This is a genomic window from Kitasatospora sp. NPDC088861, assembly GCF_044750105.1.
GTDB lineage: Bacteria > Actinomycetota > Actinomycetes > Streptomycetales > Streptomycetaceae > Kitasatospora.
Window position 1 is genome coordinate 308491 of sequence record NZ_JBIVJF010000003.1, and the last position, 24600, is coordinate 333090.

Here is a 24600-nt window from a genome sequence, read left to right on the forward strand (position 1 = left end):
ATCAGATCCTGTCCTGGGTGCGCGGGGTGAGGCCGTACGTGTCGGCGATCGGCTTCCACTTGCCCGCGAAGTCCTTCTTCGCCTGGGTGGCCTGCGGGTTGAGCTCGTCGGCCCGCTTCTTGTCGGCGGTGTTCGGGGCCGAGCCCGAGCAGCCCTGGCCGGCGACCGCCCGCGCCCAGCTCGCGTACGCCCGGTCGATGTCGGCCGACAGCTGCCAGGCGGACTTCAGCGACGCCATCGCGTCCGCGCCGCCCGGCACGTCGGAGGCGCTCAGCTTGGCGAGCTTGCGCAGCAGTTCGTCGCGCTGCTTGGCGCCGTTGTCGAACACCTGCGCCGCGCTCTCGATGTCGGCCTTCGCCGGGCAGCTGCTCACCTTGGCGACCGCGCTGCCGATCGGGGCCTTCGCGCTCTCGCCCTCGGTGAGCAGGCCGTCCAGGGCCTGTGCCTGCGTCTTGGCGTTGGCGCCGGCACCGCTCGCGGTCGGGGACGGCGCCGCGGCGGACGAGGCCGGGTCGGTGGCGCCGTTCGGCGCGGCGTCCGTACCGGTGGGCGCCGGGCCCGTCGGCGGGTTCCCGGTGGACGTCGCGGAGGCGGACGGCGGGGCGGGCGAGGCCTGGTCCTTCTTGTCGCCGCTGTTCTGGGCGGCCACCAGCAGGCCGCCGCCGACCGCCACCACCAGGAGCAGCGCGAAGCCGATCAGCAGCGGTGCCTTCCGGTTGTTCGGGCGGTCCCCGTCGTCCGGGTCCTCGTAGTCGGCGGGGTAACCGGAGGGGTAGTCGGCGGGGTAGTCGGGCTGTCCCTGGTACGGGACGTACGGGGGCTGCTGCGGGCCGGCGGGCGGCTGCGGCGGGTACACGTAGCCGGGGCCGGGGGCCTCGCCGGACACGTAGCCGGGCCCCGGGGTCTGCGCGGACGCGTGGGAGGGGAACGGCGCCGGCGGCGGCACGGACGGCGGCTTCGGGGCGGCCAGGTACGGGCGGGCACCCAGCGGCGGGCCCTGGTCCCCGACGGCGCCGGTGGCGGGCGGCAGCGCGGCCCCGTCCTGCGGTGCGGCCCCGGGGCGCGGTGCGGCGGGCTGGGCGGGGGCGGGCTGCGCCGGGGTGGGCTCGGCGGGTCGCTGCGGGCCGCGCACCCAGCCGCCCGCGCCGCCGCGCGCGGTGGGGTCCCAGACTGCCGGAGCGGTGTTGTGCTGGTCCGTCATGTGCCGCTAGCCCCCACCGTCCGCCGATGCTCTGCCTGGTGCTGCGCGGACACCGTACCGTTCGAACCTCCGCCCGACAGCTCCGGCACGACGTTAGAGCATCCGTGCAGGACTGTGGGGCCGCTCGGCGGATCGGGCGGTGGGCGGCGGTGGTGAGCGGCGGGTGGTGAGCGGCTAGCGCTAGCTCGCGGCGGTCCGGCGCAGGACGCGCAGCGAGCCCGTCACCGAGACCTCCTCGAAGCCCTCGGCCAGCGCCCGCAGGTACACCCGGTACGGGGCCTGGCCGCCGTCCGCCGGGTCCGGGAACACGTCGTGCACCACCAGCAGCCCGTCCGGCGCCAGGTGCGGGGCCCAGCCCTCGTAGTCGCCGGTCGCGTGCTCGTCGGTGTGCCCGCCGTCGATGAACACCAGGGCCAGCGGCCGGCCCCACAGCGCCGCGATCCGCGGCGAGCGGCCCACCAGCGCCACCACGTGCTCCTCCAGCCCGGCGGCGTGCAGCGTCCGGCGGAACCGCGGCAGGGTGTCCATCAGCCCCACCTCCGGGTCCACCAGCGTCGGGTCGTGGTACTCCCAGCCGGGCTGCTGCTCCTCCGAGCCGCGGTGGTGGTCCACCGTCAGCGCGGTCGTCCCGGTCTCCCGGGCGGCAGCCGCCAGCAGGACCGCCGAGCGACCGCAGTAGGTGCCGATCTCCAGCACCGGCAGCCCGGTGCGCCGCGCCGCCGTCACCGCCGCCGCGTACAGCGCCAGCCCCTCGTCCACCGGCATGAATCCGGCGGCCGCCTCGAACGCCGCCAGCACCTCGGCCGCCGGGCGGACACTCTCCAGCAGGTCGGACATGACGGTGCTCCTCGGGCTCGGGACGTGCGCGAACGCGTTCGCCCCGGACCCTACTCGACGGTAGAGGGGCGGACCACAGCGGCCCTGGAACGTGTTCTAGTCGGGTCGGGTCGCCCGTGTCAGAATCGGGCCCGACCGTGGAGAACCGAGCACACGAGGCACACCGGGAGCAGCCCCATGCGCGCAGCCGTCCTGCACAAGACCGGCCAGGAGACCCTTGACGTCCGGGAGGACGTGACGGCCGTCGGCTTCGGGCCGGGCGCCGTACGGGTCCGGATGCGCGCTGCCAGCCTCTGCCACTCCGACCTCTCGGCGATGAGCGGCGTCCTGCCGCAGCCCGCGCCGTTCGTCCCCGGGCACGAGGGTGCCGGGGAGGTCGTGGAGGTCGGTGAGGGCGTGGCCGGCCTCGCCCCCGGCGACCGCGTGGTGCTCTGCTGGATGGCGCCCTGCGGCCGCTGCGCGCACTGCGAGCGGGGCCGCGGCCACCTGTGCATCGCCAGCCTGCGGCGGCTCGGCGCGCCCGGCTTCCGCTTCGAGGACGGCGGCGCGGCGGTCGAGGCCTCCGGGTTCTACGGCACCGGGGCGTTCGCCGAGGAGGTCGTGGTCGCTGCGGACGCCGTCATCAAGGTGCCCGCCGACCTGCCGTACGAGGCCGCCGCGCTGATCGGCTGCGGGGTGACCACGGGCGTCGGCGCCGCCGTCAACACCGCCCGGGTCGAACCCGGCGCCTCCGTCGCGGTGATCGGCGCGGGCGGGGTCGGGGTCGCCACCGTGCAGGGTGCCCGGGTCTGCGGCGCCGCCCGGATCACCGTCGTCGACCCGGTCGTCTCGCGCCGCGAGCGGGCACTGGCGTTCGGCGCGACCGAGGCGATCGCCCCCGAGGACCTCAGGGCGACGGCGAAGGGCCTGCCCGGCGGCGGCTTCGACTACGTCTTCGAGGCCGTCGGCCGGTCCGCCACCGTCCGGGCCGGCTACGACGCGGCCCGGCGCGGCGGCGCGGTCGTGGTGATCGGCGCCGGCGCGCAGGACGACCTCGCGCAGTTCACCATGGGCGAGCTGTTCTTCAACGAGAAGCGCCTGCTGCCCTCGCTCTACGGCGGGGCGCCGGTGGCCCGCACCATCGCCCTGGTCGTCGACCTGTGGCGGGCCGGGCGGATCGACCTCGACGGCATGATCAGCCACCGCGTCGACCTGTCGGACGTCAACGAGGCGATCGCCCAGATGCGCAGCGGCGAGGCGCTGCGCACGGTCGTGACGCTGGGGCGCTGAGCCGCAGGCCCTGCCCGAACGCGACGAGGGCCCGCCGGGGGGTGCTCCCCCTGACGGGCCCTTCCGGTGCGGGTGTGCTCAGCCCCGGTCCGCCGCGGCGCGGTGCCGGCCGTGCGGGTCGGCCTCGGGCTTGTCGTCGGCGGCGGAACGGCCCCGGTGCCGGCCGTGCGACGAGGTGTACCCGGCGGTGCTCTCGTCGGCGTCGGTCCCGTTGGCCGCGGGTCCGGTGGAGGCGGTGAGGGTGTCGGACATCAGAAATCGTCTTTTCCGTGCGGAGGGTGCAGGTCATCGGCGCCCGGCCGGCGCTTGGCGGCGCGCGGTCGGGTCCCCGATCGGGCGCTCGGTACGCGCCACAGCCGGTGATCGCGGCCCGTGCCCCGGCCACCATAACGGCCGGAACGGACGAGATCCTATCGAGATCATGACGCGCGACCCGCCGTCGAACCCAGCCAGTGACCGACCAACTCGCGGTACAGCGGGGACAGCACCTGAAGATCGCCGTGCCGGGCGAGCACCCCCCGCCCGCCGTCCAGCAGCAGCACCCGGTCCGCGCGCAGGGCCGAACTGATCCGGTGCGCGACCACGACGAGAGTCCCTGGCCGGGCGGCGAACGCCCGCTCGACCCGCTCCTCCGCATGCGGGTCCAGATGGCAGGTCGCCTCGTCCAGCACCACGACCGGCGCCGGCGACAGATACGTCCGCACCAGCGCGAGCAACTGCCGCTCCCCGCCCGACAGCACGCCCGGATCGCGCAGGACGGCCTCCGGGCCGCCCAGCCGCGCGACCACCTGATCGGCCCCCAGTACGCGGACGGCACGGGCGAGTTGCTCCTCCGTGGCCTCCGGGGAGAGCCAGGTCAGATTGGACCGCACCGGCCCCGGGAACACGTACGCCTCCTGCGGCACCAACGCCACCAGTCGCGCCCGCGCGGCCCCCGCCAGCCCGTCCGGCCGCACCCCGCCCACCGACACGGCCCCGCCCGTCGGCGTCAGCACCCCGGCCAGCAGGGCCGCCAGCGTCGACTTCCCCGCCCCGCTCACTCCCACCACGGCCACGTGCTCCCCGGGCGCGAACCCGAACTCCAGCCCCTCCAGCACCGGCGCCCCGGCCCCGCCGTGCCCGTACCTCAACCCGCTGACCCGTACCTCCGGCTCCTGCCCCGCGGCTCTCCCCGGCAGCGCGCTGGGGGCGGTGTCCGCCGGCGGGTCGATCGTGGTGGCCGCCAGGCGGTCCAGGACGACGGCGAGGTTGAGCAGCCAGCCGCCGACCGTACCCGCCAACGTCCGCACCGCCGGGTCGAGTTGCTGCAGCAGATAGGTCGCGACGCCGAGCAGTTCGCCGGGGGTCAGGGCCTCGCGGGCGAGCAGCCACGGCGCGGCGGCGAGGACGGCCAGGGCGGGCAGCCGGCCGCCGAGGGCCACGACCAGCGCGCGCAGGGCCGAGGCCCGGCCCAGGGCGCGGGAGGCAGCGGCGCTCGCCCGGGCGGCCCCGGTCAGTGCCTCGGCGACCTGCTCCCGGGTGCCCGTGGCCTGCACGTCGCGCAACCCGTGCAGCGCCCGCCCCGCCTCGGCGGCCAGCCGCTCCTCGGCGAGCACGACCGCGTGCCGCCGCGCCACCAGCGGGCGCAGCAGACGGGCGAAGAGGAACCCGGCGGCGAGCAGCGGCAGCAGGACCAGCGGCAGGACGACGGGCGCCAGCAGCGCCAGACCGGCCAGGGCGGCGACCAGGGTGACCCCGACGCCGCGCAGGGTGCGCAGCAGGGTGGCGGTCAACTGCCTTGCGGACTCGACCTGTTCGGTGAGCCGGGCGACCTCGGCCGGATCCGCCGACGGCCGGGCGAGCGCGCTGTGGACCACCCGCTCGACCAGGGCGTCCCGCAGCGGCTCCACCACCCCCGCCAGGTGCGGGAACCCGGCCCGCGCCGCGTACGCCCGGACGGCCATCGAGGCGCCGAACCCGGCCAGCCAGGCCACCCCGGCCCCCGGCCGCCCGGCCAGGAACCCCTGGTCGACGGCGGCCGAGACGAGCAGCCCGGACAGCAGCGGCGGCAGCGCCTCCACCCCGGACCACCCGAGCAGCCGGAGCAGCGGCCCGCGCGTGACGGCCAGTTGCCGGAACAGCAGCACCCACCCGGGGGAGGCGGACGCCGGAAGTCGACGACGCCGACTTCCGGTGCCGGGCGGTCGGCCCGCGCCGGGCCGGTGCGGGGCTCCGGCTGTTGCGGGCCGTCGGCGATGCCGACTCCTCGTGCCGGGCGCCGGGGCGGGCGGTTGCGTGGGAAGTCGAGAGGGCCGACTTCCTGCGCCGCCGTCGGGCGGGGTGCGGTGGCGGGCCATCAGACGGCGGCCGTCTGGAGGGCGGTGTCCGACAGGGCGGCGCGGTAGTCGGGGTAGGCGAGGAGGGTGGCGTGCGGGGCGAGGGCGCGCAGGCGGCCGGCGTCGAGCCAGGCGACGAGGTCGGCGCGGGCGGCGACGCCGGCGCGGTGGGCGACCACCAGCCGGGTGCGACCGAGGGTGGCGCGGTCGAGGGCCTCGGTGACCAGGTGCTCGGTGGCGAGGTCCAGGCCCGAGGTGGCATCGTCGAGGACGACGACCCGGGCGGGCTGGGCCAGGAGCCGGGCCAGGCCGAGGCGTTGCAGTTCGCCGCCGGAGAGCCGGAGTTCGTCGAGCGGGGTGTCCCAGCCCCGGGGCAGCCGCTGGAGGAAGCCGTCCGCGCGGGCGGCCGCCGCCTCGGCGGGGCCGGCGCCGGCCAGCGCGTCGCGGACCGTACGGCCGATCAGGGCGGGCCGGGCGAAGGCGTAGCCGACCGCGTGCCGCAGTTCGGACGGGGCCAGCGCGTCCACCGGGACGCCGTCGATCAGTACGGCGCCCTCGTCGGGGTCGCGCAGCCGCCCGGGCAGCGCGGCCAGCAGGGACTTGCCGGAGCCGGAGCGTCCCACCAGCGCGACCGTGCGGCCGCCGGGGATCGTCAGGTCGAGCGGGCCGAGCAGCACCCGGTCGCCGTCGCGCACCACCACGCCGCGCAGGACGACCTCCCCGTAGCCGTCGGCGGGGAGGGCCGCCCGGCCGGGTTCGGCCGGGCGGACGGCCAGCAGTTCGTCGGCCCGGGCCTGCCCGGCGCGGGCGTGCGCCACCGCGACCAGCGCCTCGACCTGTTCGAAGAGCCCGGCGCCGAGGGCCGCCCAGCCGGCCGCGGCGGCGAGTGCCCCGGGAGCCAGGGTGCCGCCGGCGAGGAGCGCCCCGGCGGTGGCGAGCACCGCGACCTCGACCACCGCGATCAGCAGGGTGGCCTGCCAGGCGGTGCGCCGCTGCGCCGCCCAGAGCGCGAGCCCGGCGGCGGACAGGTCCGGTAGCGGCGCCAACACCCGTGCCGCCTCACGCTGTTCGGCGCCGGCGGCGTGGATGCTGCGCAGTCCGGTGAGGGCGTCGCTGAGCCGGGCAGCAAGGTTGGCCTGGACCTCCTGGTAGCGGGCGAACACCGGCCCGGCCTCGCGCAGGAAGAGCCGGATCAGCACCACGCCGGGGACGACGCCCGCGAAGAAGGCGAGCGCCAGCCACGGTGACAGCAGCCCGAGCCCGACGATCGCGCCCGCCGAGGTGAGCAGCGCCGTGGCCGCGCCGAGGACGGCGGGCAGCCGGCCGCCAGCGTCGCCGGCCGAGCCCAGCAGGCGGGCGGCGAGGTCGCCGGGCGGTGGTCCGTGGCGGAGCCGGCCGCCGGCTCCGAGGGCGAGCAGGTGGCGGACGAGGCGCCCGCGCAGGGCGGCGGTGGCCTCGGCGGAGCAGGCCGGGGCGGCCGCGGCGGCGGTGGCGTCGGCCGCGGCGGCCACGCCCAGGACGAGGGCGAGCCGCACGAAGGCGCCGGACTCGGGCCGGTGGCCGAGGGCGGCGTCGACGGCCGCGGCGAGGGCGGCGGGCAGGGCGAGCGTGGTGGCGGCCCCGACCGGCAGGGCGATGCCGAGTGCGAGGGTCCAGCCGGTGGGGCGGCGGGGCAAGTCGGAGCTCCCGTCGGAACGTCGGGTCGGGGGTCGGGCATGTGCGGGGAAACGGACGGTGCCGTCCCCGCCTGTCCGGACAGGCGGGGACGGCACCCACGGCTCACCGCCTGGATCAGCTGTTGGTGAAGATCAGGCAGGTGAGGATGAGACAGGTGTACTGGCAGCCGGCGCCGTGGCCGGTCAGCTCGACGGACTCGGTCTCCGGCAGGTCCTGCAGCGCCGCGAGGTCGGTCTCGAAGTCCACCATGTTCTCCATGATCGGGTTCCTCCCCTGGAACTACGCCCGCCGCGATCTGCCTGCGGGCATCGGGTGTCGCCCCCGGGCGGCTCGGTCCGCCGCGCCGGGGTGGTGCCCCGGGCCGCGTCGGGCCCGGGAGTCTGTGTGTTGAGGTGTCGACGTCCTGATGAGGTGTCGAGGAGTCGAGGTGTCGATGTCCTGAGGTGTCGAGGAGTCGAGGTGTCGACGTCCTGAGGTGTCGAGGAGTCGACGTACCGAGGTGCCGGGGCTCCGGTCAGCCCGGTCAGCCCGGTCGGCCGGTCCGCAGGAACGCGGCCAGCAGCTCGTGCAGCACGGCCGCGCCCTCCTCGGCGAGCACCTCGTGGCCCGATCCGGCCGCCTCGACGTACCGGAAGTCCGCGCCCTCGACCCGGCCGATCCGCAGCAACTCGTGCCGCAGCGAACGGGACTGGCTCACCGGCACGACCTCGTCCCGGTTGCCGTGCACCACCAGCAGCGGGGCGCTCAGCCGGTGCGCCAGCTGGAGGACGTCGCGCGGGCCGCGGGCGTCGGTGATCGGTTCGTCGCCGGCCAGCCGGGTGGTCAACGCCCGTACGGGGGGTGCCGCTTCGGCCAGCAGCCGGGCACCGGACAGGAACGGTGCGACCACCGCGCAGCGGGACACCTGCTCGGACGGCGCGTGCGCGGCCGCCAGCAGCGCCAGGAACGCGCCGTAGCTGACCCCGAACAGGGCCGGCGGTTCCAGCCCGAGTGCCGCGCGCTGGCCGGCGATGCCGTCCAGCAGGTACAGCACGTCGTCCAGGTCGGGCCCGCCCCAGGCGCCCCGGATGGCCATCGCGTGCGCCACCCCGTAGCCGGTGGAGCCGCGCTGGTTCGGTGCGATCACGGCCAGGCCCTCGGCGGCCATCCGCTGAAGGGCCGGGTCGAACTCCAGCCGCCAGGCGTCCGCCGGGCCACCGTGGAGCGCCAGCACCAGGTGCGGGCTGCTCAGCCAGGTGTCCCCGCCGTACACCACGGCCTCCAACGGCCCGGCTGGACCGGCGAGTTCGAGGCTCTGTGCGGGCTGCCAGCGGCCGCCGTCCCCGGGGGCGGTGCTGCCGTCCACCCGCCAACCCGGCGGCTGGGTGCGGGGGGTGCGCGGACCGCCGGGCTGCCAGGGCAGCACGGTGTCCCGCCACGGGCCGGGCAGGCCGGAGCCCAGCGGCGCCAGTTGCAGCGGCAGCGGCATCGGCATCGGGCCGGACCCGGCCTTCGCCGGGCCGTGCGCCAGCAGCGCGTCCACGTCCAGGGCGGCCAGCGCCGCCGGGTGGTCGGGCGAGGAGTACGGAAGCCGCAGCGCCGCCCCGCCCCAGTGGCCGACCGCGCCGAGTCGGCCGGGCGGCACCGGCAGCTGGTCCAGCCGGCCGGCGGCGGCCCGCCACAGGGCGAGCGCGGAGCCGGCGCCGTGGTCGACCTGCACCGCCACCTGCGGGCCGTCCGCCGTCCGCCGCAGCGCGACCGGCCGCAGGAACATGCCCGCGACGTGCAGGCACTCCGGGAACCGCAGCGGTTCGCCGCCGCCCAGCACGCCCCAGCCGAGCCGGTCGGTGCCCGGCGCGTCGCTGCGCACCATCGCGAACCGGCTGTCCGGGTCGAACAGCACCAGCCGGTCGTTGCTGCGCTCGCCGATCTCCAGCAGCGGGGTGGTCGTGCCGCTGCGCAGGTCCAGCACCACGGTGCGGACGAGTCCCGCGTTCACCCGGTCCAGCGCCAGCAGCGCTCCGGCGCTGTCCAGCCAGGCGCCGCCGCCGTGCAGCGCCGGGATCTCGGCGACCCGTTCGGGCTCGCTGCCGTCCGTCCGCACCAGCCAGACGGTGGTCGCCGGGCGGGTGTCCGTCCCGAGGGCGAGCGCCATCGGCGTCCGAGGACCGGCGCCGTGGGGCGTCGGGACCGGCAGCAGCCGCAGCCCGGGCATCCGGATCGTGGCCATCTGCTGCTCCACGGCGCCGTTCTCGCCGTACGAGAGGCGGACCAGGTCGTGCCGCTCGCCGTCGTGCCGGCAGACCAGCACCGAGCCGTCCGGCAGCGCGACCAGTTGCGAACGCAGGCTCTCCGACCGGTTGCCGGACAGCGGCAACGCCAGCGGGGTGGCCGGCCCGCCGTCCGAGGGCAGCCGCCAACTCTCCACGTACCAGCCGCCGTCGGCGGCCGAGGCGAGGCAGGCGGCGTGACCGCCGTCGGCGGAGAAGGTGAAGCTCAGTCGGCGCAGCGCCTGCGCGACGGTCCGGGTGGCCACGTTCATGCCCCGCTCACCCCGCTGCCCGCGCCTTGGAGCCGGCGTACGGCGGGCGGAGCCGGATCCACCCAGAGTCGGGGGCCGCCGTGCCGAAGCCGCAGCAGGAAGGCCAGCGCGCCCGCCGCGCCGGTGCCGTAGCCGGCCGCGCAGCCCGTCCCGGTCTCGTCCGGCAGCACCAGCAGGCCGCCCCGCAGTGCCGACCGGGCGGCGATCAGTTGCGCCAACTCCTCGGCGCCGGAACGGAATTCCGGCTCGTCGGCGACCTCGGCAAGGTCGAGCAGGTACTCGCCGTCGCCGGCCAGGCCGTGGCAGGCGCTCACCCCGCCGTGCCAGCGCCCGGCCAGTACGGCCCGCCCGGCGGCCAGCGCCAGCCCGTGCGCGGTGGCGTCGCCGGTGGCCCGCCAGAGGCGCAGCAGGAAGGTGCCCACGCCGGACGAGCCGCTGCACCAGTGCGCCAGCCGGACGCGGTCCGGATCGCCCGCGCTCTGCGGCCACCAGGCGCTCTCGCGCGGCGCGTCCCAGCGGACGGTCGCGGCGAGCGTGTGCCCGGCCTCGACGGCGCCGGCCAGCAGGTCGCGGTCGCCGGTCGCCTCGGCGGCGGCCAGCAGGAAGGCGCCCACACCGGCCACGCCGTGCGCGAAGCCGAGATGGGTGATCCCGGCGAGCGCCGAGTCGAAGTCCGCCGGCACCGGCCACACCCGCCCGTACAGCTCGCGCCGGGCGGCGGCGAGCAGGGCGTGGCCGCAGTGGGCGGCGCGGTCGAGGAAGGCCGGGTCACCGGCGGCTTCGGCGGTGAAGCCTTCGGCGGCAAAGCGGAGTTGGGTGAACCCTGAGCCGGCCGCGCCGTGGCAGACGTCGGGGTTGGGCCACTCGACGGGGATCCGCCGGGCGAGCGCGGCGGCCCGAACGGCCAGCCCCTCGTCGCCCAGCGCCCGGGCGGCGTCCAACAGCGCCCAGGCCGTCCCCGACCGCCCGAAGTGCAGCCCGGGCAGCACCACCGGCTCGGCGGCCAGGCGCCGTTCGATCCACCCGGCGGCCGTCCGGGCCGTCCGCGCGGCCTCCGCGCGCACCCCGCCCGGCAGGCCCTCCGCCGCCACCGCCCGCGCCAGCACCGCCAGCACCCCGGCGGCGCCGTGCTGCACATTGCACGGATCCGTCCGCTCCCCGGCGGGCACGACCGGCCACAACCGGTCCCGCCGCAGCGGCGTGGCCGTGACGGCCAGCTGCCGCAGGCCGTCGCACAGCACCCGGTCGAGGAGGCCGGCCGACGCGCGGCAGGCGGCGTCCGGGGCGGCGCCGTCGGGTCGGACGGTAGCCCGGGGGCCGCCGGTCGTGGCGGTCGCATCGGTCGCGGAACGGTCGTCGTGGGCGTCGCCGGAGTGCTCGGCGGGCGTGGCCCGGTGGGCCGCGGCGCGCCACGGCGGAGCGGTGGCGGCCCGGATGGCACCGGCCCTGGCGGGCGCGGCACTGCTGTCGGCGGCTCGCTGCGGGGGTGCGGTGGCGGCGGCGCCGGTCGGGCCGGCGGCATGCGGGCCGTCGGGGCGCCCGGTGTGCGTGTTCCGCCGGTTCGGTGCCTGCCACAGGGGAGTGACGGCGGCGATGGTGTCGTGGCCGTGCACGGCACCAGGGGTTCCGCCGCCGTCGGCCGGGTCCGGGTGCGTGTCTCCGCTGCGCCGGGCGCCCGCGGTGGCTCCGCCCGCGAGTTCCACCCTGACCTGGGCGAGGCTCCAGCGCTGCCCCGGCTGTTCGGCCCGGAGGCCGAGGACGGCGGGGGCGAGGCGGCGGGCGGTGGTACCGGTGCGGGCGGCGAGGGCGAGCCAGCGGCCGAGGCGCTCGGTGACCGGGCGGGCCCGGGGGAGGTCGTCCGGGAGCAGCGGGTCGTGGCCGGTGGCGAGGAGGAAGAGCAGGCCGCCGAGGGCGTACAGGTCGACGGCCGGGTCGGCGACGCAGGTGCCGTCGTGGACGAGGCCGAGCCGGCCGGGCCCCTGTTCGGGGGCGCGGTAGCCGGGGGTGCCGGCGGAGCCGGCGGGGCGGCCGGTTTCGGCGGCGAGTTCGAGGTCGACGAGCCGGAGGCGGCCGTCGGGGCGGACCATCACGTTGCCGGGGGAGAGGTCGCGCAGGACGAGCCCTTGGGCGTGCACCTGCTCGACGAGGTCGAGGAGGGCGTGCGCGACCGGTCCGGCTTCGGCCCAGTCGACGTCGGGGCTGCCGTCGCGCCGCAGCCGGGCGGCGACCCACGCGCCGAGCGGCTGTCCGGCGATTCGTTCCTGCACGAGGAAGACGGAGTCGTCCCGTTCGATCAGTTCGATCGGGTGGGGTGCCAGGCCCTGCCCGTCCAGCCGGGTCAGCAGGGCGGCCTCGTGCCGCAGGGCGTCGCGGGCGTCGGTGCCGGCCCGGTCGATCTCGATGTGCGCGCGGGCCTGCTTGACCACGACCTCGGCGCCGCTCGCGGCCTCCCGGCCGAGGAAGACCCCGCCCTTGGTGCTGTGCCGTACGGCGGCGGTGATCGCGTACCGCTCGGCGAGCAGCACGCCCGCGCCGCGCTTCGCCCCCGGCCGGGCCGCACCGGTCGCCAGCGGGTCCCGGGCCCAGGACGGCGCCCGGTAGGAGGCGCCGCGCACGTCCTCGGCCCGTTCGCCGTCCGGCCCGTGCAGGACGGAGCGGTACTCCCCGTCGTGGCCGAGCTCGGCGCGGGCCGCGAAGGCGCCGTACCGGTAGTGGACCAGGCTGCCGGGCCGGTAGGGGCGGTCGGAGAGCACGACGGGCCCGGGCAGTCCGGCGGTGGCCCGGTCGAGTCCGGCGGCCAGCCGCCGGAACTGGGCGTCGTCGGCCGGGTAGACGGTGATGAACTTGCCCGCCGAACCCCGATCGCTGTTACGGGAGTTGAGTTCGCGCAGCCGCTGCTCCCCGGCGGCGAACTTGAACGGGCACGGGTCGTCGGCGAGGGCCCGTACGACGGCCGCGAGCACCGCTTCGCCGACCGCCGAGGCCGCGCTGACGTGGAGCTTCCAGCCCTGCTCCGGGAGTGGAACCGACGCGGGCGGCCTGGCCGTGCACCAGAAGCCCCCGGCGGTGACCTCCCAGTCGCCGCCGCCTCCCCGGCCGCCGGCGTCCGCCAGCGCCGCCCGCGTCGTCTCCGGCCACGGTCCGGCCGCATCCGGCCCGTGGCCCGCCGATTCCCCGCCCTCGGCCGTACGCAGCGATGTGCCCGCCGCCATTCGCCACCACATCCCTTCGTCTCGTCCGTCGCCCGCGGGTGCCCACTGCTCCGGCACCCGGGCGTGCGGCCCGGCCTGATCGGCTTCCTCGGAAGGAGCGGGAGTGCCGCCCCTGAACGGGAGTGCCGCCCCGGTGCGGCGCACCGCCCTGGTGCGGCGGTGCCGCGCCTGGGGCAGGAGCCCCGGCCGCGCCCGCCCCGGGCCCGGTCTCGCCAGGGCCCGTGTCCGGCGGAGCGCCTTCCCGACCCCCGGTCGGGGCAACTGTCGGGGCAACTCCCGTTCGCAGGACTGAAGTTACTTTCGAGGCGGGAGTGGCTCAACGTAGAGCCGGTCACTTCACTCGTAAGGGTGATCAGGAGGCGGTTTCGAATTCGTGCGAGGGCTCCCGTGTGAGCAGTGGGCGCCGGGCGCACGGGCGCGTGCGACCGGCGCCGGCCCCTCCCGGGCGCCCCCGCCGCAGGTTGACGCGCGTCCGTACGCCATCGGCACCCGTGTCCGAGCCGCGCCGCCACCTCGCCGCCGCCGCACACCCGCCGCCATCCCCGCCGCACTGCCGCCCCGCCGCCGTCCAGGTCGCCGAACGGCCGAGGCCCGACCGCCCCCGCGCGCACGGTAGTCTCGACAGGTGCCGAAACTGTCCGACGTCATCACCGCGCTCGAAGAGGTCTACCCGCCGCAGTGGGCGGAGGCCTGGGACGCCGTCGGCCTGGTCTGCGGAGACCCCCAGGCCGAGGTCGGCCGCGTGCTGTTCGCCGTCGACCCCGTGCAGGCGGTCGTCGACGAGGCCGTCGAGTGGGGCGCCGACCTGGTGGTCACCCACCACCCCCTCTATCTGCGCGGCACCACCAGCGTCGCCGCGACCACCTTCAAGGGCCGGGTGGTGCACACGCTGATCAGCAACGGCATCGCCCTGCACGTCGCGCACACCAACGCCGATCACGCCGACCCCGGCGTCTCGGACGCGCTCGCCGAGGCCGTGGGCCTGCGGGTGACCGGCCCGCTGGTGCCGGACCCGACCGACCCGCTGGGCCGTCGCGGCACCGGCCGGATCGGCCTGCTGGAGCCCCCGCTGCCCCTGTCGGCCTTCGCCGCGCAGGTGGCCGAGGGCCTGCCGGCCACCGCCACGGGCGTCCGGGTCTCCGGCGACCCGGACCGGCTGGTGAGCCGGGTCGCGGTGTGCGGCGGCTCGGGCGACAGCTTCTTCGCCGAGGTGCGGGCGGCCGGGGTGGACGCCTACCTCACCGCCGACCTGCGCCACCACCCCGCGTCCGAGGCCGCCGAGGCGGCGCCGGTCGCCCTGGTCGACGCCGCGCACTGGGCCACCGAGTGGCCCTGGCTCGCCCTGGCCGAGCGGGCCCTGCACGCCGCCGCCGACCAGCGCGGCTGGGCCGTGGAGACCAAGGTCTCCCACCGGGTCACCGACCCGTGGACCGCGCACGCCCCCATGTCCTTCACCGCCTGACCCGATTCACAGGAGCCTTCCCCTTGAACGCCGCGCCCGCCGACCAGATCCGCCTGCTCGACCTCCAGGCCTTCGACTCGAAGCTCGACCAGCTGGCCCACCGGCGCCGGAGCCTGCCCGAGCACGCCGAGATCGAGAAGGCCTCCGCCGACCACACCGCGCTCAAGGACCTGGTGGTCGCCGCCGAGGCCCAGCAGGGCGACACCACGCGCGAGCTGACCAAGGCCGAGCAGGACGTGGAGCAGGTCCGCGCCCGGGCCGCCCGCAACCAGCAGCGCCTGGACTCCGGCGCGATCACCTCGCCGAAGGACCTGGAGAACCTCCAGCACGAGATCGGTTCGCTGGCCAAGCGCCAGGGCGACCTGGAGGAGATCGTGCTGGAGGTCATGGAGCGGCTGGAGAGCGCCCAGACCCGGGTCACCGAGCTGACCGCGCGCCTCCAGCACTCCACCGTCGTCCTCACCGAGGCCGAGACCCGCCGGGACGCCGCCTTCGCCGAGATCGACACCGAGGCCGACAAGGTCAAGCGGGACCGCGAGACCGTCGCCGCCGTCGTCCCCGCCGACCTGCTGAAGGTCTACACCAAGCTGCGCCAGACGCAGGGCGGCGTCGGCGCGGCCCGCCTCTACCAGCGCCGCTGCGAGGGCTGCCGCACCGAGTTCTCCATCACCGAGTTCAACGCCATCAAGGCCGAGCCGGCCGACAAGGTGGTCCGCTGCGAGAACTGCTCGCGGATCCTGGTCCGCACCGCCGATTCGGGCGCCTGACCCGGTGGCGGCTCGCTTCATCGTCGAGGCGGACGGCGGGTCCCGGGGCAACCCGGGGCCGGCCGGCTACGGCGCGGTGGTCCGGGACGGCGACACCGGGCAGATCATCGCCGAGGCCGCCGAGTTCATCGGCCACGCCACCAACAACGTGGCCGAGTACAAGGGCCTGATCGCCGGCCTCAAGGCGGCCCGGGAGCTCGACCCGGACGCCTCGGTGGACGTCCGGATGGACTCCAAGCTGGTCGTCGAGCAGATGTCCGGGCGCTGGAAGATCAAGCACCCCGACATGCAGCCGCTCGCCGCCGAGGCCCGCACGATCCTCCCGCGCGCCCGGGTGACGTACACCTGGATCCCGCGCGAGCGGAACAAGGACGCCGACCGGCTCGCCAACGAGGCGATGGACGCGGGCAAGGCCGGCCGCCAGTGGGAGCCCCGGCCGCGGGCCGCCGCGGTGGTGGACGAGCCACCGCTGGAGACCGCCGCCCCCAAGGCCGGCTGGGCCGCCCCCGCCGACCTCGGCACCCCGACCACCTTCGTCCTGCTCCGCCACGGCGAGACCGCGCTGACCCCGCAGAAGCGCTTCTCCGGCAGCGGCGGCAGCGACCCGGAACTGTCCGACAAGGGCCGCTGGCAGGCCGCGCGGGCCGCCGAGGAACTGGCCGCCCGCGGCAGCATCCAGGCCGTGGTGGCCTCGCCGATGCGCCGCACCCGGGAGACCGCCGAGATCGTCGCCGCCCGGCTCGGCCTGGAGGTCCGGTACGAGGACGGGCTGCGCGAGGTCGACTTCGGCGACTGGGAGGGCCTGACCTTCGCCGAGGTGCAGGAGCGCCACCCGGAGGACCTGGCGGCCTGGCTCGGCTCGGCGAAGGCCAAGCCCACCGGCAGCACGGAGAGCTTCACCACGCTCACCCACCGGGCCGGCGTCGCCCGGGACAAGATCATCGCCCGGCACCCCGGCAGGACGGTGCTGGTGGTCTCCCACGTCAGCCCGATCAAGACGCTGGTCCGGCTGGCGCTCGGCGCCCCGCCGGACGCGCTGTACCGGATGGAGCTGTCCGCCGCCTCGTTCTGCGCCGTCCAGTACTACGCGGACGGCAACGCCTCGCTGCGGCTGCTCAACGACACCTCGCACCTGCGCTGAACGCCCGGGGCTGAACGCCCGGCTCCGGGGGGGGGCGCCCCCCCCGGAGCCGGGCTCAGTGCACCTCGGTGACCACCACGTCCAGCTGCCACGGCTTGCGCGCCGTGCCTTCGGCGGCGAGCTCCACCCGGTGCCCCAGGCCCCGCAGCGCGTCCAGCAGCTCGCCCGGCGTCTTCGGTTCGATCCCCGCGACCAGCAGGTCCCGCACCAGGCGCCCCTTGGTCGCCTTGTTGAAGTGGCTGACGACCGTGCGCTTGCCGTTGCGCTCCTGGAGCACCCGGACGGTCGCCGTCCGGGAGGCCACCTCGCCGGCCGGCTTCCACGCCGTCGCGTACGCCGAGCTGCGCAGGTCCAGCACCAGCCCGTCCGCCACCTCCGGCAGCACGGACGCCATCGCGCCCCGCCAGTACGCGCCGAGCGCCCCCGGGCCGGGCAGTTTCACGCCCATCGAGCAGCGGTAGGGCGGAATCCGGTCGGAGATCCGCACGGCTCCCCACAGACCGGAGAAGACCAGCAGCGACCGCTCGGCCCGGCCGTACGCGGCCGCGTCCAGCGTGGCCAGACCCAGGTTGTCGAACAGCACCCCGGTGTACACCTCGCCCGCCGGACGGGCACCCGCCGCCGGCAGCCCGGCATTGCGGGCGATCTCGCCGCGCAGCCCGGGGCTGAGCCCCAGCACCTCCGCGGCGGTGTCCTCGTCACCCCGGCAGAGACCGACCAGTGCGTCCAGCACCTCGCCGCGCGCGGCCGTCAGCCCGGGCAGCGACAGCCGGTCGAGCGCCACCGGCACCCCGTCCCCGGACGCGGCCTTGCCCTCCGAAGGCGGCAACAGCACCAGCACAGCGGACTCCTCAACACTCTGTGGCGGATGAACCCCGCCACCCTACGCAAAACCGGCCCGCCCCGGGCGGCCCGTCCGGCCGCGGCTACTCGGCGCCACCGGCCCCCGCGACCACGGCCGCCCCGGCCGCGAGCGCCAGGCAGAGCGGCGAGTAGTACCGGGTGTCCAGCCGCTTGAACCGCTCCGACCGCTCGACGACCCTCCCGAACAGCACCAGGCCGCCGGCGCCGCGCGCCAGCATCACCCCGGCCACCGCCCGCACCCCGGCCCGCCGCAGCCGCCGCGGCCCCACCGCCGGCAGCACCCCGGCCTCCGCCCCCACCAGGTACGCGGCCGTCCCGAGCAGCCCCGCCACCGCGACGCAGGCCGCCGGGGACGGCGCTCCGTCGCCCGCGCCGACCACGGTGTCCGCGAACTCCTCCGGCGTCCGCAGCGGCCACGGCGTCACCGCCCACACCGCGTGCAGCGCCCCCGTCGCCGCCAACACCCCGGACACCGCCGCCCCGGTCGCCTTCACCACACCCATCGCCCGAACCCCCTTCGTGAACGACCACTCGACCCCACCCTACGAGCGCTCACACCCGTGCCCCACCCCGCCCGGGCCCCGCCCGGGAACGGAAATCCGCTGGGGCCGCCCGGCGTTCGCCACTACGGTGAGCAGCGAGGAGAGTGAGCGAGATGACCCTGCGACCCCTGGACCTGGTGCCCGGCGACGACGACGCCGTGGAGGAGTCCCTGTCCGTGCGCCTGCCCGCCGGCCTGCCGGCGGAGACCCGGCAGGCCCTGGAGTTCGCGGTGCGGGCCGCCGCCGAGGCCGTGATGGCCGGGCGGGTGCGGGTGACCGAGGCCCCGGCCGGGTCGGACACCGCCGAGCTGGCCTTCGAGGTCCGCCAGTCCGAGGTGCCGGACGCGCTCACGGAGCAGTCGCAGGAGCCCGGCCAGCAGAGGTCCGATCAGCAGGGGCCCGGCCAGCAGAGCAGGTCCGAGCGCCGGGCCGCCATGGTGGCCCGGATCCGCGCCGCCAACGCGGAGACGCTGGAGAGGCTCAAGGACCTGTGACCGAGTACCTGGACCTGGAGGACGTCACCTACCTGGCCGGCGGCCCGGAGAACATCCGGGACCTCGGCGGCCTGCTCTCGGCGATCGCCCGCCCGCAGGCGAGCCTGTTCGGCGGGGACGCCTACCCGGACCCGTGGACCAAGGCCGCCGCCCTCGGCCAGAGCCTGTCCCGCAACCACCCGCTGATCGACCGGAACAAGCGCACCGCCTTCGAGGCGATGCTGCTGTTCCTGGACTACAACGGCGAGCCGTACACCGACCCGCACCCGGACGACGCGGTGGCCTTCATGCTCCGGCTGGCCACCGGCGGCTACGACGACGCCGTCGTGCTCGCGGGCAAGGACCTGAAGTCGCTGCTGGGGCGCTGAGCCCAACAGCACCGGCAGTCCAGTGCCACCGGCCGCCCGGCGCGTCCGGCGGGGTGATCCGTCCGGAATCACCCGATTCGCCCTACGCTGCCTGCATGCCTCGCCGAAAACTGCGCGTCAAGGCCGCCGACTCCGCCCGGATCAACACCGAACTGACCGAACTCCGCGCCCGCCTGGAGATCCACACCGAGTGGCCGGAGCCGGTGCTGGCCGAGGCGGAGGAAGCGGCCGAGCGCCCCCGGCTGCCCGAGCACGACGCCACCGACCTGCCGCTGTTCACCGTCGACCCGCCCGGCTCGCGCGACCTCGACCAGGCCATGCACCTGCTCCACCGCCCCGGCGGCGGCTACCGGGTGTACTACGCCATCGCGGACGTCGCCGCCTTCGTCCGCCCGGGCGGCGCCATCGACGCCGAGGCCCGCCGCCGGGTCGAGACCCTGTACTTCCCGGACCACCGCGTCCCGCTGCACCCCACCCGGATCTCCGAGGACGCCGCCAGCCTGCTGCCCGGCGAGCCCCGGCCCGCCCTGCTCTGGCAGCTGGACCTGGACGCCGACGGCGCCGTGGTGCTCGCCGACCTGCGCCGCGCCCTGGTCCGCTCGCACCGCCGCCTCGACTACGAGGCCGTCCAGCGCGCGGTGGACCTCGGCGGCGCCGACGAGCAGCTCGCCCTGCTCGCCACCGTCGGCCGGCTGCGCGAGGAGCAGGAGCGCGCGCGGGGCGGGACCAGCCTCCCGGTGCCCGAGCAGGAGGTCGAGGAGACCCTGCACGGCTACGTCCTCGGCTACCGCGCGCCCGGCCCCGCCGACGGCTGGAACGCGCAGATCTCGCTGCTCACCGGCCTGGCCGCAGCCGACCTGATGCTCGACGCGGGCGTCGGCCTGCTGCGCACCCTGCCCGCCGCGCCCGCCGCCGCGTACGAGCGGCTGCGCCGGATCGCCTCCGCGCTGGACGTGGACTGGCCGCGGACGCTCCCGTACCCGGAGCTGATCCGCTCCCTGGACCCGGACGCGCCGATGGACGCCGCCTTCCTCAACGCGTGCACCGGCCTGCTGCGCGGCGCCGGCTACCACGCCTTCGACGAGTCCCGGGGCCTGCCCGCCCCGGCCGACCCGGGCCACGCTGCGCTCGCCGCGCCGTACGCGCACTGCACCGCGCCGCTGCGCCGGCTCGGGGACCGCTTCGCGCAGGAGGTGTGCGCGGCGGTGGCGGCGGGGGAGGAGGTGCCGGACTGGGCGCGCGAGGCGCTGCCCGCTGTGCCGGGCCTGATGGCGAGCGGGGACCGCCGCGCGGCCGAGGTCGAGCGGGCCTGCGTGGACCTGGTGGAGGCGGAGCTGCTGGCCGGCCGGGAGGGCGAGGACTTCACCGCCGTGGTGATCGACGTGGACGAGCGGCGGCCCGCGGCCGGCACCGTGCAGCTGCGCCGGCCCGCCGTCCGGGCCCGCTGCGACGGCGCCGATCCCGGGGTGGTGCTGCCGCTCGGCGGGCTGATCCGGGTCCGGCTGACGCAGGCCGACCCGGTCACCCGCACCGTCCGCTTCGCCGCCGTCTGACCCCCGGGCTTCCACGCGCCCCCGGCGCTCCCCCCGGCGCCGCCACCCGGACGGTCCGTCACATGGCCCCCGGGCACCGTCCAGGTGGGAGGATCGGTCCCGTGCCCGAAGCCCAGCCCTCCGGCGCCCCGGGGCGCCGCCGCCGACTGCTCGTCCTGGCGATCTGCTGCCTGAGCCTGTTCATCGTCGGCCTGGACAACACCGTGGTGAACATCGCCCTGCCGGCGATCCAGCGGGACCTGGACGCTCCGGCGTCCGGGCTGCAGTGGATCATCGACGCCTACACCCTGGTCTTGGCCTCGCTGCTGATGCTGTTCGGCTCGGTGGCCGACCGCTTCGGCCGCCGCCGGGTGTTCCAGACCGGGCTGCTGTGCTTCGCGCTCGGCTCGCTGCTGTGCAGTCTGGCGCCGAGCCTGGAGTGGCTGGTGGCGTTCCGGGCGTTGCAGGCGGTCGGCGGTTCGATGCTGAACCCGGTGGCGATGTCGATCATCACCAACACCTTCACCGACCCGAAGGAGCGGGCCCGGGCGATCGGCGTCTGGGGCGGCGTGGTCGGCATCTCGATGGCGCTCGGCCCGCTGCTGGGCGGCTTCCTGGTGGAGGGCGCGGGCTGGCCGTCGATCTTCCTGATCAACGTTCCGGTCGCCGTGGTCGCGATGCTCCTGACCGCCCGTTACGTCCCGGAGTCGCGCTCGCCCCGGCCGCGCCGGCTGGACCCGGTCGGGCAGCTGCTGATGATCGTCCTGCTGGGGTGCGGCACCGCGGCCATCATCGAGGGCCCGGGCAGCGGCTGGACGTCCCCGCTGATCCTCGGCCTGGTGGCCGTCGCCGTGGCCGCGCTGGTCGCCTTCCCGCTGTGGGAGCGGAGGGTGGCCGAACCGCTGGTGGACCCGCGGTTCTTCGCCAGCGCGCCGTTCACCGGCGCCACCGTCACCGCGGTCTGCGCCTTCTCGGCCCTGGGCGGCTTCCTCTTCCTCAACACGCTCTACCTGCAGAACGTCCGGCACTACGACCCGTTCGAGGCGGGCCTGTGGACGCTGCCGATGGCCGCGATGATGCTGGTCTGCGCGCCGCTGTCCGGCCGGATCGTCGGCAGCCGGGGCCCGCGCGGGCCGCTGGTCGCGGCCGGGCTGGGCCTGGTCGCGAGCGGGCTGCTGCTGACCAGGCTGGCCGCCGACTCCCCGGCGGCGCTGCTGCTGGCGGCGTACGCGCTGTTCGGCTTCGGCTTCGGCATGGTCAACGCGCCGATCACCAACGCGGCCGTCTCCGGCATGCCGCGCGCCCAGGCGGGGGTGGCCGCGGCGGTCGCCTCGACGAGCCGCCAGATCGGCCAGTCGCTGGGGGTGGCGGTGATCGGCACGGTCGTCACCTCGGCCGTGGTCGGCCCGGTGGCGACGGGCTTCGCCCCGGCCAGCCACGCCGGCTGGTGGATCCTGGTGGGCCTGGGCGGCGCGATCCTCCTCCTCGGCCTGGCCACCACCACCCCGTGGGCGACCGCGACCGCCGTCCGGGTGGCCGCCCGCCTCGGCGGCGAGCCGCCCGCGGTCCGCTCCGGTGTGCGGGAGGCCCCACCCGAGCGGCTACGATGACCACTACGGCGGAAGAGTCGGCCGGGCGGTCGCGACGGGTCCCTGACCCGCCGAGGAACGTCCGGGCTCCACAGAGCAGGGTGGTGGGTAACGCCCACCCGGGGTGACCCGCGGGACAGTGCCACAGAAAACAGACCGCCCACCGCTTCGGCGGCGGGTAAGGGTGAAACGGTGGTGTAAGAGACCACCAGCGACCGGGGTGACTCGGCCGGCTCGGTAAACCCCACCTGGAGCAAGGTCAAGATCGGTGCCCTCGGGCGCCGTGCGCGGATGACCGAGGGCTGCTCGCCCGAGTCCGCGGGTAGACCGCACGAGGCTGTCGGCAACGGCAGTCCTAGATGGATGGCCGCCTCCCCGGGCCGCGCGAGCACCCCGGGAGACAGAACCCGGCGTACAGGCCGACTCTTCCGCCGCCCCAGCTCGACTGAGGCCCCATGATCTGCGAAACCGCAGGTCAGGGGGCCTTTTTCGTGAGGCCGCCCCAGTCGTGCGAGCACCTGGGGAGACGGAACCGGGGGTACCGGCCGACTGTTCCGCTCGCCCGCCGTTACGCGGGGCGGGCGCCGACGGCGTCGCGGATCTGGTCGCCGAGACCGCCGTTGACGCGGGCGCAGTTGGCGCAGCAGAAGAAGCGGCCGGCCACTTCGACGCCGTGGCCGACGATGCGGACCTGGCACTGCTCGCAGCGCGGCGCGAGCTTCTCCATCGCGCACTCGAAGCTGTCGAAGGTGTAGGTGTCGCCGGTGATGGTCTTGATCTCGAAGGCGAGCCAGTAGTCGTTGCCGCAGGTGACGCAGGTGGCCATGGCGGCCGTCTCCTTCCGGTGGGGGCCGGCCGGGGTGGCCGGGCAGCCGTTCCCAGTGTCGGAGGGCCCTGCGGGGGCGGCCACTCGACGGCGTCGTCAGGCGGGCCGGGCGGCCAGTTCCTCCAGGGCCCGGACGGCGCGGTCGGCGTCGTCGGCGGTGACGAACAGGTGGTCGTGGTGGAAGCCGGCCACCACGTTGCAGCTGATCCCCTCCTCGGCGAGGCGCCCGGCGACGGCCGCGGTGAGGCCGACGGCCTCCAGGGCGGAGTGGATCTGCAGGGTGATCCAGGCCGCCACGTACTCGTAGCGCAGCCCGAGCGCGTCGGCCTCCTCCTGGGTGACGACGACCGTGACCCCTTCGGGTTCGGCGACGGTCACCACCGGCCGCATGCCCGCGGGCACCTTGGCGGGCAGCGTGCAGTAGACGTACCGCCCCGGGTTGAGCAGCGGGCGCATCCCGTGCAGCAGCTTCGCGAGGTCTCGTTCACCGGCCATGCCCGTCACCGTAGCGGGCGGACGGGGCCTGGGTGGCGGGGTGGGGTGCCGATGCGCCGTTCGTGTCGGAATCCGTTGACGAGCGACAGTCGCCGATATATCGTCGAGCTATCGAGACAGTAACTCGACTGGCTCGGTGAACGAGGAGGTGAGCGCCATGCGCTCAGGAAACCGAGGAAATCCGGGAATGCGGTTCAGCGGCGAGGGTTCGCGCGGTGGCTGGCGCCGCGGGCCGGGGCCGGACTTCGAAGGGCGGGAGTTCGAGGTCCGGGAGGCCTTCGGCGGCTTCGGCCCGCCGCCGTTCGGCGGCGGTGGGCCCGGGCGGCCGATGGGCGGCCCGTTCGGGCACGGCTTCGGCGGGCACGGCGGGCGCCGGGGCGGCCCGCACGGGCGCCGCGGCGGCCGGGCGCGGCGCGGGGACGTCAGGGCCTCGCTGCTGGCGCTGCTCAAGGAGCGGCCGATGCACGGCTACGAGATGATCGCCGAGATCTCCGAGCGGACGGGTGGGGCCTGGCGGCCGAGCCCGGGCTCGATCTACCCCAACCTCCAACTGCTGGAGGAGGAGGGCCTGATCACCGCGGAGGAGGTCGGCGGCAAGCGGCTGGTATCGCTCACCGAGGCGGGCCGGGCCGAGGCCGAGGCGGGGCCCGCCGAGCCGTGGGCGGAGGCCGGCCGGGAGGTCGACTGGGAGGCCGTCCAGGAGGTCGGCCAGGCGCTGGCCGCGGTCGACCAGGCGATCCGCCAGGTGATGGCGACGGGCACCGAGGCGCAGCGGGCCAAGGGCCTGGTGGTGCTCACCGAGGCGCGCAAGAAGCTGTACCTGATCCTCGCCGACGAGGACTGACCGCCGTGGGGGGCTGGGCACAGGCGGTGCGGCTGTTCAGGGGTGGACCGTGAACAGGGCCACGCAGGCGAGCAGCAGCACCGCCCAGCCGAACCAGAGCCAGCCGTTCGGGCCGATCACCACGGTGTAGACGCACACCGCCACCAGCAGCGCCCCGGTGACGCCGGCGACCTGCCGGTTGTGGTGCGCGACCGCCTGGGGGCGGCTGCGGGGGTGCCGTGCCGTTCTCGCCATGCCGTCCTCCCGGGGAGGCTGGGGGTGGCGGCCGGTGCGGGCGGCGCGGCCGTCAGCCGGACGCGCGGGCGGTGGCCGCCTCGTCGAACTCGTAGCGCCAGTGCCAGCTGATGCCCCGCACCTGCTTGGACCGGACGTACACCAGTGTGCGCGCGGGGGAGTCGCCGTGCGCGGGGACCGGCACCTTGTAGGTCTTCGGCACGCCGAACATCGGCCCCAGCGGGATGGGGAGGATGCGGCCGTCCAGGGGGCCGCCGACGAATTCGGTGTCCGCGCTCTTCACCCCACCAGGGTCTCACCTCCGCACGGGTGACCGGCGCACCCGCCCGAGCCCTCCGGCCGGGTGCGGGGAGTGTGACCGGAGAGGCACCGCCCCCGGTCATCCGGAGCCCCCGCGCACCCTTATCCTT

General features: G+C 76.3%; 23 protein-coding genes and 1 other RNA gene. 10 read left to right on the forward strand and 14 right to left on the reverse strand.

The window, feature by feature from the left end; translation table 11 throughout:
• Position 1 precedes the first annotated feature (1 nt).
• Complete coding sequence (locus ACIP37_RS08185) at positions 2-1201, reverse strand: hypothetical protein (protein WP_363580817.1); 1200 nt, start codon at positions 1199-1201, stop codon at positions 2-4.
• A gap of 180 nt (positions 1202-1381) precedes the next feature.
• Positions 1382-2038, reverse strand: coding sequence for a class I SAM-dependent methyltransferase (locus tag ACIP37_RS08190; RefSeq protein ID WP_400805543.1), 657 nt, complete (start codon positions 2036-2038; stop codon positions 1382-1384).
• A gap of 177 nt (positions 2039-2215) precedes the next feature.
• Between ACIP37_RS08190 and ACIP37_RS08195 the strand changes: the two genes are divergently transcribed.
• A complete protein-coding gene (locus tag ACIP37_RS08195) occupies positions 2216-3307 on the forward strand; it encodes an alcohol dehydrogenase catalytic domain-containing protein (protein ID WP_363580821.1) in 1092 nt (363 codons plus the stop codon).
• A gap of 78 nt (positions 3308-3385) precedes the next feature.
• Here ACIP37_RS08195 and ACIP37_RS08200 read toward each other — a convergent pair whose 3' ends face one another.
• The 6 genes from ACIP37_RS08200 to ACIP37_RS08225 all read right to left on the reverse strand — a co-directional run bounded on the left by ACIP37_RS08200 (position 3386) and on the right by ACIP37_RS08225 (position 13032).
• Positions 3386-3559: a hypothetical protein gene (locus ACIP37_RS08200; RefSeq protein ID WP_363580823.1), complete on the reverse strand. Its 174-nt coding sequence runs from the start codon at positions 3557-3559 to the stop codon at positions 3386-3388.
• Between the two features lie 167 nt (positions 3560-3726).
• Positions 3727-5433, reverse strand: a complete 1707-nt coding sequence (locus tag ACIP37_RS08205; protein WP_400805546.1) for an ATP-binding cassette domain-containing protein — start codon at positions 5431-5433, stop codon at positions 3727-3729.
• A 209-nt stretch (positions 5434-5642) separates the two neighbouring features.
• Positions 5643-7298 carry an ATP-binding cassette domain-containing protein gene (locus ACIP37_RS08210; RefSeq protein ID WP_400805547.1) on the reverse strand — a complete coding sequence of 552 codons (1656 nt, stop codon included), beginning with the start codon at positions 7296-7298 and terminating at the stop codon, positions 5643-5645.
• A gap of 115 nt (positions 7299-7413) precedes the next feature.
• Positions 7414-7557 carry a VenA family class IV lanthipeptide gene (locus ACIP37_RS08215; protein WP_159398410.1) on the reverse strand — a complete coding sequence of 48 codons (144 nt, stop codon included), beginning with the start codon at positions 7555-7557 and terminating at the stop codon, positions 7414-7416.
• Positions 7558-7822: 265 nt separating this feature from the next.
• Positions 7823-9820: an alpha/beta hydrolase family protein gene (locus tag ACIP37_RS08220; protein ID WP_400843530.1), complete on the reverse strand. Its 1998-nt coding sequence runs from the start codon at positions 9818-9820 to the stop codon at positions 7823-7825.
• On the reverse strand, positions 9817-13032 hold the full coding sequence (locus ACIP37_RS08225; RefSeq protein WP_400805551.1) for a lanthionine synthetase LanC family protein: 3216 nt from the start codon (positions 13030-13032) through the stop codon (positions 9817-9819). The genes ACIP37_RS08220 and ACIP37_RS08225 overlap by 4 nt, the downstream gene beginning before the upstream one ends.
• Positions 13033-13657: 625 nt before the next feature.
• Here ACIP37_RS08225 and ACIP37_RS08230 point away from each other — a divergent pair.
• From ACIP37_RS08230 to ACIP37_RS08240, 3 genes are read left to right on the forward strand one after another with little or no spacing between them, the layout of a single operon-like run.
• Positions 13658-14494 (forward strand): Nif3-like dinuclear metal center hexameric protein, encoded by an 837-nt coding sequence (locus tag ACIP37_RS08230; protein WP_350885034.1) that lies wholly within the window; start codon positions 13658-13660, stop codon positions 14492-14494.
• Between the two features lie 23 nt (positions 14495-14517).
• Positions 14518-15261: a C4-type zinc ribbon domain-containing protein gene (locus ACIP37_RS08235; protein ID WP_363580833.1), complete on the forward strand. Its 744-nt coding sequence runs from the start codon at positions 14518-14520 to the stop codon at positions 15259-15261.
• A gap of 4 nt (positions 15262-15265) precedes the next feature.
• A complete protein-coding gene (locus ACIP37_RS08240; protein WP_063347373.1) occupies positions 15266-16402 on the forward strand; it encodes a bifunctional RNase H/acid phosphatase in 1137 nt (378 codons plus the stop codon).
• 55 nt (positions 16403-16457) lie between these two features.
• Here ACIP37_RS08240 and yaaA read toward each other — a convergent pair whose 3' ends face one another.
• Together yaaA and ACIP37_RS08250 are read right to left on the reverse strand one after the other, a co-directional pair.
• Positions 16458-17243 carry a peroxide stress protein YaaA gene (gene yaaA, locus ACIP37_RS08245; RefSeq protein WP_400805554.1) on the reverse strand — a complete coding sequence of 262 codons (786 nt, stop codon included), beginning with the start codon at positions 17241-17243 and terminating at the stop codon, positions 16458-16460.
• Positions 17244-17328: 85 nt separating this feature from the next.
• Positions 17329-17769 (reverse strand): DUF3995 domain-containing protein, encoded by a 441-nt coding sequence (locus ACIP37_RS08250; RefSeq protein WP_363580839.1) that lies wholly within the window; start codon positions 17767-17769, stop codon positions 17329-17331.
• A 152-nt stretch (positions 17770-17921) separates the two neighbouring features.
• On the opposite strand from ACIP37_RS08250, the gene ACIP37_RS08255 reads away from it, so the two are divergent.
• The 5 genes from ACIP37_RS08255 (at position 17922) to rnpB (ending at position 22222) form a co-directional block, all read left to right on the forward strand.
• Positions 17922-18302 carry a hypothetical protein gene (locus ACIP37_RS08255; RefSeq protein ID WP_363580841.1) on the forward strand — a complete coding sequence of 127 codons (381 nt, stop codon included), beginning with the start codon at positions 17922-17924 and terminating at the stop codon, positions 18300-18302.
• The gene (locus ACIP37_RS08260; protein ID WP_063347370.1) at positions 18299-18670 is read left to right on the forward strand and encodes a type II toxin-antitoxin system death-on-curing family toxin; all 372 of its coding nucleotides are present in this window, start codon (positions 18299-18301) and stop codon (positions 18668-18670) included. The genes ACIP37_RS08255 and ACIP37_RS08260 overlap by 4 nt, the downstream gene beginning before the upstream one ends.
• A gap of 95 nt (positions 18671-18765) precedes the next feature.
• On the forward strand, positions 18766-20223 hold the full coding sequence (locus ACIP37_RS08265; protein ID WP_363628560.1) for an RNB domain-containing ribonuclease: 1458 nt from the start codon (positions 18766-18768) through the stop codon (positions 20221-20223).
• A gap of 62 nt (positions 20224-20285) precedes the next feature.
• On the forward strand, positions 20286-21812 hold the full coding sequence (locus ACIP37_RS08270) for an MFS transporter (protein WP_400805558.1): 1527 nt from the start codon (positions 20286-20288) through the stop codon (positions 21810-21812).
• Between the two features lie 13 nt (positions 21813-21825).
• Positions 21826-22222, forward strand: an RNA gene (gene rnpB, locus ACIP37_RS08275) — RNase P RNA component class A.
• Positions 22223-22359: 137 nt separating this feature from the next.
• Here rnpB and ACIP37_RS08280 read toward each other — a convergent pair.
• Positions 22360-22617 carry a hypothetical protein gene (locus ACIP37_RS08280; protein WP_063347367.1) on the reverse strand — a complete coding sequence of 86 codons (258 nt, stop codon included), beginning with the start codon at positions 22615-22617 and terminating at the stop codon, positions 22360-22362.
• A gap of 96 nt (positions 22618-22713) precedes the next feature.
• Complete coding sequence (locus ACIP37_RS08285) at positions 22714-23112, reverse strand: ACT domain-containing protein (protein ID WP_363580847.1); 399 nt, start codon at positions 23110-23112, stop codon at positions 22714-22716.
• Positions 23113-23299: 187 nt separating this feature from the next.
• On the opposite strand from ACIP37_RS08285, the gene ACIP37_RS08290 reads away from it, so the two are divergent.
• Positions 23300-23956 carry a PadR family transcriptional regulator gene (locus ACIP37_RS08290; protein ID WP_400805561.1) on the forward strand — a complete coding sequence of 219 codons (657 nt, stop codon included), beginning with the start codon at positions 23300-23302 and terminating at the stop codon, positions 23954-23956.
• A gap of 36 nt (positions 23957-23992) precedes the next feature.
• Here ACIP37_RS08290 and ACIP37_RS08295 read toward each other — a convergent pair whose 3' ends face one another.
• Both ACIP37_RS08295 and ACIP37_RS08300 read right to left on the reverse strand, forming a co-directional pair.
• Entirely contained in the window at positions 23993-24190 is a 198-nt protein-coding gene (locus ACIP37_RS08295) for a hypothetical protein (RefSeq protein WP_063347364.1), read from the reverse strand.
• 52 nt (positions 24191-24242) lie between these two features.
• A complete protein-coding gene (locus tag ACIP37_RS08300) occupies positions 24243-24473 on the reverse strand; it encodes a hypothetical protein (protein WP_063347363.1) in 231 nt (76 codons plus the stop codon).
• Positions 24474-24600: the final 127 nt, after the last annotated feature.